The sequence below is a fragment of the Acidimicrobiales bacterium genome, assembly GCA_035533095.1.
In the GTDB taxonomy this organism is placed as follows: Bacteria; Actinomycetota; Acidimicrobiia; order Acidimicrobiales; family Palsa-688; genus DATLUM01.
Genome location: DATLUM010000121.1, coordinates 1 through 8,213 on the forward strand (window position 1 = coordinate 1; position 8,213 = coordinate 8,213).

The window sequence follows — 8,213 nt, forward strand, 5'->3', positions numbered from 1 at the left end:
GGCCCGACGCGCTGCCGGTGGTGTCACCGAGCCCTCGAGCGGGGCGAGGCAAAGCCGGGCGGCCGCCCACGGCAACGCCCGGCCATCGAACACCCTCAGCGAGCTGCGCCGGGACGGTGGTACGGATCGCGAAAATTCCTCAGTGTCGATCACCGAAATTCCCCAGGTGTGGGCGGGGTGGTGAGCCGGGTTCAGGCTAGCTCATGAGGTGGCGCGGTCACCTCCTTGGCCGAGAAGTTCCTGGACGGCAATTGGCTCATCGCATTCCGGGCAGCAGCCTCCAATGCCGATTCGGCGCATGAAAGTTCGGCATTCGTCGCATCTTTGATCGCCGAGGGCCCGGGCGCCGCAGTTGTCGCATTCGTAGATGGTGACGGGCCGGCGAGGCCGGGGGTCGGGGATGGTGACGGGCGGGTGGCCGTTGACGCGTCGTCGTCGGTAGGCGGCGGCCTTGCAGGCATCGGAGCAGTAGGTGCGCCGCCCCGACGCGGCGAACGCCCTCTGGCAGATCGGGCAGGCTATCGTGACGCCATCGTAACATGACGGGGAGTGGGGGGTGGGGTGGTCGGTCATGATCCGGCCACCGCCCGCCGGGTGGCGTCGGCCCGGGCCCGATGCGACCGCATCCGGTAGCTGTCGCCGTTGATGTTGAGGACCACCGATCTGTGCAAAAGGCGGTCCAACATGGCGGCCGCGATCATCGGGTCGTCGTTGAAGGCTTTGCCCCAGCTGGCGATCCCGAGGTTGGTGGTCAACGCGATCGAGCCTTTCAAGTAGCGTTGGCTGACCACTTGGAACAGGGCCGCGGCGGCCTCGGCCGGCATCGGCAGGTAGCCGACTTCATCAATGATGAGCAGCCTGGGTCCGGCGTAGAAGCGCATGGTGGTGGCCCAGCGGCCCTCGAGGGCGGCGCGCTGGCAGCGGGCCGCCAGTTCGGTGGCGGTGGTGTAGTAGACCCGCATCCCCGCCGCCACCGCGGCGTGGCCGAGCCCGACGGCCAGCATGGTTTTGCCGACCCCGGGCGGCCCGATGAGCAAAATGTTGGTGGCGTCGTCGACGAAGCGCAGGGTGGCCAGCTCGCCGATCAGTTTGGGGTCGACGGACGGCTGGGCGGAGTAGTCGAAGTCGGCCAGGGTGAAGGGGGAAGGCAGCGACGCGAAGCGGGCCAGGCTGGCCGAGCGGCGGGCGTCGACGGCGGCGACCTCGACCGCCAGCAGCCGTTCCAGGAAGGCTTGGTGGCCGAGCTTTGCGGTCCGGGCGTGGTCGAGCTCGCCGGGCAGGGCCTCGGCCGCGGCGGTCATGCGCAGGAACGCCAGATGGGCCCGCAGCTTTTGGTAGTCGGAGGATTCGCTCACGCGCCCAGCCCCTTGTCGGTGACGGTGGTGGAGCCGGGGAAGGCCAGGTGGATGATCTCGGCCAGGCCGTCGAGGTCCACCGTCGGCGTCGCCGCCTCGAGGGGGTCGAGCCCGCCGAGACGGGCCGCTTCGGCTTGGGCGGCCGCCCCGGGCGGTTTGTTAGCCTTGCGGTCACAGGGCCGGGCGGTCGAGAACTGGCCCAGCACGACCGCTTCGAGCGCCCGGCGATGCCCTTCGTCGCGCACGATCGCCCCCGCCCCGGGCGCCTCCATCCGGTGCGACCCCAACACCGCCCCCGTCGGCGAGAAGATCTCGACCGTGGCGGTGCCCAGGCGGTGCGCGACGCGTACCTCGAGCCCGCCGAGGCCGGGCGGGACCGAGTACCGGTTCCCCCGGAACGCGACGGTGGCCCGGTCATCCACCGTGGCGGTCACCTCTACCGTGGCGGGGTAGGGCGCCGGGGGCAGGGCCATCAACACCTCGGCGTCGGCCAGGGCGGCCACGGTCGGCCACGCCGGGCGGACCCCGCCGGCCAGGCTGCCCGGCTCGGCGTAACGGCCCGGTGGGCGCAGCCGGGCGTCGCCCGTCGTGGCCCAGAACCGGTCCAGGCTGACCTGGGCGTCGGCCACGGTGGTGGCCGTCATGGTCCGCCACCACCGCCCGCAGCAGAACTTCACGCCGCACTCGACCGCCCCCTTGCGGTTCCCCCGCCGCGGTGGACAGGCCACCACCACCGCCCCGTAATGCTTCGCCACCGGCGCGAACGACGCCTGCACCTCGGCGGATCCGGGCACGATCACCGTGGCCAGACGATCCGTCCGCCACCGCCGGGCGGTGCCGCCCAGGCGGCGCATCACGGCGTCCATGGCCTCGATCAAATGGGCCTGGTCCATGGCGTCGGCCAACACCGCCCGGGTCCGTCCCGAATGCGACAACGTCCCCAGCAACACATACGCTGTCGCCCCCCACGGCGCCCGGCGCCGCTCGAACCAGTCCCACTGGATCTCCTCACCCGCGGGATGAGCGATCTCGATCGTCTCGCGGCCGCCCACCCCCGAGCACGCCTCGCAATGCGGGCGCAGCCCCGCGGCGCGGACCTGACGAACGAAACTCGGGTACGAACGGTCATACCCCAGCCTCACCACCTCGTCGAACAGCGCCGACGCCCACAGATGCGGGTCGTCGCCGAAACGGGCGGTCACGTACCCGGCGAACGGGGCCAACGGGTCGGGCCCCGCCGGGCGGCGCACCCCCGGGGAGCGCTCCCCGGCCAGATACGCCCGGACCGTCTTGCGGTCCCGGCCCAAATGGCGGGCGATAGCCGAGATCGACCATCCCCGCTTGAACAAGGCATCAGCTTCCACGTCTTCTCCCACTGAGAACATGGGGTAGGGCTCCTCGATCTGGACGGCTTGGACACCGCCAGCATCGAGGGGCCCCCAACCCAAACGGCGGACCCTTCCAACAGGCCCACCACCCCTCACCCCTGGGGAATTTCAGTGATCGAGACTGGGGAGAACCCCGTGATCTTTACCACCGTCGGACCACGATGCTGCCAGGCAGCGCCCCGTCGATTGAGCCGATGGCCTGGGCCAGCCCGGCTCTGGTGGCCGACCACGCCGTGGTCGGGGACTGATCATCCATGGCTGCCTCCTACCACACCTTGGGATCCACCGATTGCTTCCCTACAGCGTAGACGCTGTAGGACAGCCTGGCGCAGCGGGCGGCGGGCTGTGTTCAGGAGGACTTCGATGGGACGACAACTTCGAGCCCAGCCGGACCGCCTTCGAAGCCTTGGTCGGCTTCCTTGACGGCGTCGACGCCGCCACGCTGACCCACGCTGAGCTGGAGGAGCGTATCCGCGCCGACGGCTTCGAACTGCTCCGCCTGCTGTTGCAGGACCACCTGGACCTGCGGGCCGGCCGTGAGGAGCGGCTGGAGGAGGTCGTGGGCGCGGACGGGATCACCCGCGCCTACGCCGAGGACGACCACCAACGCCCATTGGTCACGATCTTCGGCGAGGTCAGGGTGGCCCGCCTCGCCTACCGGCGCAAGGGCGCCCCCAACTTGCATCCTGCTGACGCCGGGCTCAACCTGCCGGGGGAGGTCTACTCCCACGGGTTGCGCCAGGTGGCCGCCACCGAGGCGGCCCGGGGGTCCTTCGACGAGGCGGTGGCGGCCATCGACCGGACCACCGCGGCCAAGGTCCCCAAACGCCAAGTGGAGGCCCTGACCCAGGCGGCCGCGGTCGACTTCGAGGCCTTCTTCGACATCATCGACCGCCCCGCGGCCGACACAGACCAGGTGGTGGTCGTCTCCGCTGACGGCAAGGGGATCGTGATAAGCCGAACGCAAAGCTCGTTTTCCGCACGACCCTCGTGCGTGACGCGAGCGGAACGAACCTGTTTTCAGCGGTAGACCGGGGCCGACGTCGAGTCCGTCCTCTCCGCCGGAAGGGCGATAGTGGCTAGCAGTGTCTGCCGCAATGTCTGGCCTTCTCGGCCCGTTCTTCAGCTCTCGGAGACGTATTATTATTGTCATTCAAAGGTATCATGGATAGTCACGTCGATGGTGGATGCCAGATCCTCGAACTTGCGGGGTTCATGCTCTTGCATTTCTGCTGCCGGCACCGGTCGGCGACAGGGAGGTGGATGATGAGCACACGTTCTCGCCTCGGTGCACTCGAGGCCGCGGCCTTGTTGCACCAGCGGCCCGAGGCGGTGACCGCGCCGCTGTTCGCAGCCGGGGGCCAGTTCTTCCTGGCGGCGGACAAGGTGCAGGTGAAATATGAGATGCTGCGCGCCCACGTCGTCGATGGCCTGAGCGTGACGGGGGCGGCGTCGGCTCACGGGTATTCGAGGCCGAGCTTCTATCTCGCCGAGCGGGCCTTCGCCGAGGCAGGGATGATCGGCCTGCTCGACGAGCGGCCGGGCCGGCGGGGCCCGCTCAAGTTGACCGAGGAGGTCGTCTCCTACCTGCTCAGCGCGCCCGCAGGCCTGTCGGGGGCGACACTGGCTGACGAGGTGAGGCAGCGCTTCGGTGTCGAGCTGCACCGGCGGACCGTCGAGCGGGCAAGGCGCCGGTGAGGACCTTCTGGCCGGTCGCCGAGGCGGCCCAGGCTGATTATGAGGCGCTGCGGGAAGCGGCGCTGGCCGGCACCGTGCTGTGCGACGCGATCGCTCGCCGTTTCGAGCGGGCCGGGCTGGCCGGCCTGATCGTCTGCCCGGCTGCCCGAGCGGTGTTCACCGCCCGCCTGAGCGGCGCCCCCCGGCCGCCGTGGACGCCCTATGCCGATCCCCGCGTCCACGCGCTTGGCGCCGGCTACGAGATGTTGGTCGCGGTCGCAGACCGGACCAGATGCCGCCAACCCGGTTCGGCCGGCTCGGGGCAGCGAGCATGACGGAGCCGACGTCAATGGCCAACACCCGTGGCGCGACGAATTCTCGGTCCGGTCGATGTCCGGCCCGACGCGCTGCCGGTGGTGTCACCGAGCCCTCGAGCGGGGCGAGGCAAAGCCGGGCGGCCGCCCACGGCAACGCCCGGCCATCGAACACCCTCAGCGAGCTGCGCCGGGACGGGACCGCCCCGGTCCGTTGGGCCAACAAGAAGGGAGAAGCGATCATGAGAGTGGGGATCGGCAGGAACGCCATCGGCCGGCAACCGCCACTCCAAGGAGACGGCCGTGGGTGCACACCGTCGCGCGACGATGACGCGACGACCGCCTGTCCGGTCTGTGAGCGCCTCTTCACGTCGTCGGGGAGGGCCAGTTCCTGCTCCGACGCTTGTCGCAAACAGGCGTGGCGGCGCCGGCACCAGCCGCCCGCCGTCCCGATCGTCGTGCCGGCCCCCGGCCGGCCCCGCCGGCCGATCACGGTCTATGAGTGCCCCACCTGCTCGGCCAGGGCCCTGGGCTCACAGCGCTGCGACGATTGCGGGACGTTCATGGCCCGCGTCGGCGTCGGGGGATTGTGCCCCCACTGCGATCTGGCTGTTGCCGTGAGCGACCTGCTCGGCACCGAGGTGCTCGACTTTGGCGGGCCTTCGCGAACGCCCAGGCCCGGGCCAGCACGCAACCAGCCGGCCGCGCTCCGTCCGCCCAGGGCGACGAAGGGAGACAGACCATGAGGGTTGCGCTGTATGCCAGAGTCTCGAGCGACTCCCAGGCGACCAGGGGCACGATCGGCTCGCAGCTCGAAGCGCTACGGGCCCACGTCGCCGGGCTCGGCCACGAGATGGTGGCCACCTACGTCGATGAGGGCTACTCCGGGGCACGCCTCGACCGCCCCGGGCTCGACGCTCTGCGCGACGCCGCAGAGGCTGGCGCGTTCGAGGCCGCCTGGTGCCTGTCACCCGACCGCCTGGCCCGCTCCTTCGCCTACCAGGTCCTGATCCTCGACGAGCTCGCCCGCTTCGGTGTCAGCGTGTCGTTCGTCGACTCGCCGTCGATCGACGACGACCCCCAAGCCCGACTCCTCGTCCAGGTCCAGGGCCTGTTCGCCGAGTACGAACGGGCCAAGCTGTCCGAGAGGGCGCGGCGCGGCAAGCTGTATCGCGTGCGCGCCGGTGAGGCCATCTTCGGGAAGGTCGCCTACGGCTATCGGCGAGTCCCGCGCTCCGAAGGCAGCCCGGCCCGACTCGAGGTCTACGAACCCGAGGCGGCCGTCGTCCGACGGATCTTTGACGACTACGCCTCCGGGACCTCGATCCGTCAGGTCGCCCGCCACCTCTACGAAGACGGCGTTGCGACGCCATCCGGAAAGCAGCAGATCTGGTCGAGCGCCCAGCTCGGCTTCTTGCTGCGCAACACCACCTACGCGGGCACCGCCACCTGGTACCGCTACGAGAACATCCCCAACCCCGGGCACAAACATGCCCTCACACGCAAACGTCCCCCCGAGGACTGGGTCAGCGTGCCGGTGCCGCCCATCGTCACGGCCGAGCTCTTCGCCGCAGCCCAGACCGTCGTCCGCGACAACTCCCGCTTCTCGCCCCGCAACACCACACCCGGGACCTTCCTGCTTCGAGGCCTGGTGGCCTGCGGCCGCTGCGCAGTCCGTCTCGCGGCCGACCAGAAACGCAACGGCGAGACCACGAACCGCTACTACATCTGCCCGCACCGCGACCCGTTCAAGGCGGGAGGACCCGAGCAGCGCTGCACCGAACGGTCCATCCGCGCCGACGAGCTCGACAGCTTCGTCTTCGACCAGGTGCGCGACGTACTGTTGCGTCCCGACATGGTCCTCGCGGGCGAAGCCGCGCTCGCCGGCCGCGACGCGGTTCCCGACGACGAGATGCTCACCGCCCAGATCGATCGAATCACCAGACAACTCGACCAGGTCGACGCCGAACGCCGACGCGTCACCGACCTCTACCAAGCCGGGCTGATCACCCTTCCCGACCTCCAACGCCGCGCCGGCGAGACAACCTCACGGCACACGCGTCTCCAAGCCGAGCGACAACAGCTTCAATCCCGCCACCAGGAGCTCGCCGGCCATAACCAGCTCCTCCGCCGTATAGGCGACTTCGCCGCACGCGTCGCCGACGGCTTCGACCAGCTCGACTTCGAGCAACGCCAGCGCCTCCTGCGCCTGGTCGTCGAAGAAGTCAGCGTCCTCGGCTGGCAGGTAGAGATCCACCTGCGAGTGCCCCTCGACGACGGACCCCCCGACGACGGCGGTCGACCCCCGAACAGACCCGATTCTCCTTCCCCCACAACGAAAACCCGCCGCCGCCCGCGGCGAACCGACCAGGTGTCTAGCGATGACCGTTTGCGTCCAGCGCATCGTCATGCGCCCCGAGGGGCTGCGGGCCGCGACCGCCGCCAAGGCGGCCGCCTCCGACAACAAGCTCAAAGGGCGCCTGTCAAAAGGCGAGAAGGCCAACCGCAAACGCATGGCCGAGGTCGCAGCTGTCTACACCATCAGCCCGGTGGTGCGCACCCCACACGACGTGATGGCCCACCGAGGCGACGGTCCCCCCAAGAAGGCGCCCACCGCGATCAACAAGTGGCTCACCGCCTCGGTGGCCGACGACGCGGCCACTGTCATCTCCCGGGCCTTCGACGAGGCAGAACGGCGAGACCCCGACCACACCCGCCCCTGGGTGGCCCTGGTGGACGGCAACAACCACCAGATCGACCGCATCCGAGCCGAGGCCACGGCGCGACGCATCGACATCACGATCCTGGTCGATTGGGTTCACGTCCTCGAATACCTCTGGGCTTCGGCGTGGAGCTTCTTCGACGAGGGCGACCCCGCCGCCGAGGACTGGGTGCAGGACAAAGCCATAGACGTACTCAACGGCCGGTCGTCGATCGTGGCCGCCGCCATCCGCCGCAAAGCCACCACCATGGGCCTGAACGACTCCACCCGCAAAAACGCCGACACCTGCGCCGACTACCTGCTCGCCAAGGCCCCCTACCTCGACTACCCAACCGCCCTGTCATCGGATGGCCGATCGGCACCGGGGTGATCGAAGGCGCCGTTCGACATGTCGTGAGAGACAGAATGGACGTGACCGGAGCCCGCTGGGGCCTCCAAGGAGCAGAGGCGATCCTCAAACTCCGGGCACTACGAGCCAACAGCTGCTGGGACGACTACTGGTCATTCCACCTGGCCCAGGAACACAAACGAGTTCACGAGTCCCGATACCTCAACAGACCCCTCCCCGAAGCCGCCTGACGTCCCTCTGAAGGAGCCGCACCCATGTGATTTCGGACGACGGGCCGGGACGGGCCCGGGGAGCTGAGAGGCTAGTGTCTTTAGGGACATGGGGGTTCAAGTCCCCCTCCGACACCCCCGCTGACCTGGGAAAACGTGGTTCGGGGCTCCTGCTTGACAGAGGCGTCCGGAGCGGCTG

General features: G+C 69.4%; 9 protein-coding genes. 5 read left to right on the forward strand and 4 right to left on the reverse strand.

Going from position 1 to position 8,213, the window contains the following annotated elements; all coding sequences use genetic code 11:
- The coding region (locus tag VNF71_14690; GenBank protein ID HVA75803.1) for a hypothetical protein at positions 1–184 on the forward strand (184 nt) is incomplete at its 5' end.
- Between the two features lie 385 nt (positions 185–569).
- On the opposite strand, the gene istB is transcribed toward VNF71_14690, so the two are convergent.
- Together istB and VNF71_14700 are read right to left on the reverse strand one after the other, a co-directional pair.
- Entirely contained in the window at positions 570–1,355 is a 786-nt protein-coding gene (gene istB, locus VNF71_14695) for an IS21-like element helper ATPase IstB (protein ID HVA75804.1), read from the reverse strand.
- On the reverse strand, positions 1,352–2,740 hold the full coding sequence (locus VNF71_14700; GenBank protein ID HVA75805.1) for a hypothetical protein: 1,389 nt from the start codon (positions 2,738–2,740) through the stop codon (positions 1,352–1,354). Before VNF71_14700 ends, istB begins: the two co-directional genes overlap by 4 nt.
- A gap of 292 nt (positions 2,741–3,032) precedes the next feature.
- Here VNF71_14700 and VNF71_14705 point away from each other — a divergent pair, with 292 nt between their 5' ends.
- From VNF71_14705 to VNF71_14715, 3 genes are all read left to right on the forward strand, one after another.
- Positions 3,033–3,773, forward strand: a complete 741-nt coding sequence (locus VNF71_14705) for a hypothetical protein (GenBank protein HVA75806.1) — start codon at positions 3,033–3,035, stop codon at positions 3,771–3,773.
- A gap of 236 nt (positions 3,774–4,009) precedes the next feature.
- Positions 4,010–4,441, forward strand: coding sequence for a hypothetical protein (locus VNF71_14710; protein HVA75807.1), 432 nt, complete (start codon positions 4,010–4,012; stop codon positions 4,439–4,441).
- Positions 4,438–4,755, forward strand: a complete 318-nt coding sequence (locus VNF71_14715) for a hypothetical protein (GenBank protein HVA75808.1) — start codon at positions 4,438–4,440, stop codon at positions 4,753–4,755. The genes VNF71_14710 and VNF71_14715 overlap by 4 nt, the downstream gene beginning before the upstream one ends.
- Positions 4,756–5,701: 946 nt before the next feature.
- Here VNF71_14715 and VNF71_14720 read toward each other — a convergent pair.
- Both VNF71_14720 and VNF71_14725 read right to left on the reverse strand, forming a co-directional pair.
- Positions 5,702–6,730, reverse strand: coding sequence for a hypothetical protein (locus VNF71_14720; protein ID HVA75809.1), 1,029 nt, complete (start codon positions 6,728–6,730; stop codon positions 5,702–5,704).
- A 51-nt stretch (positions 6,731–6,781) separates the two neighbouring features.
- Complete coding sequence (locus tag VNF71_14725) at positions 6,782–6,991, reverse strand: hypothetical protein (protein HVA75810.1); 210 nt, start codon at positions 6,989–6,991, stop codon at positions 6,782–6,784.
- Positions 6,992–7,115: 124 nt separating this feature from the next.
- On the opposite strand from VNF71_14725, the gene VNF71_14730 reads away from it, so the two are divergent.
- Positions 7,116–7,826, forward strand: a complete 711-nt coding sequence (locus tag VNF71_14730) for a hypothetical protein (protein ID HVA75811.1) — start codon at positions 7,116–7,118, stop codon at positions 7,824–7,826.
- The last annotated feature ends 387 nt before the right edge of the window (positions 7,827–8,213 follow it).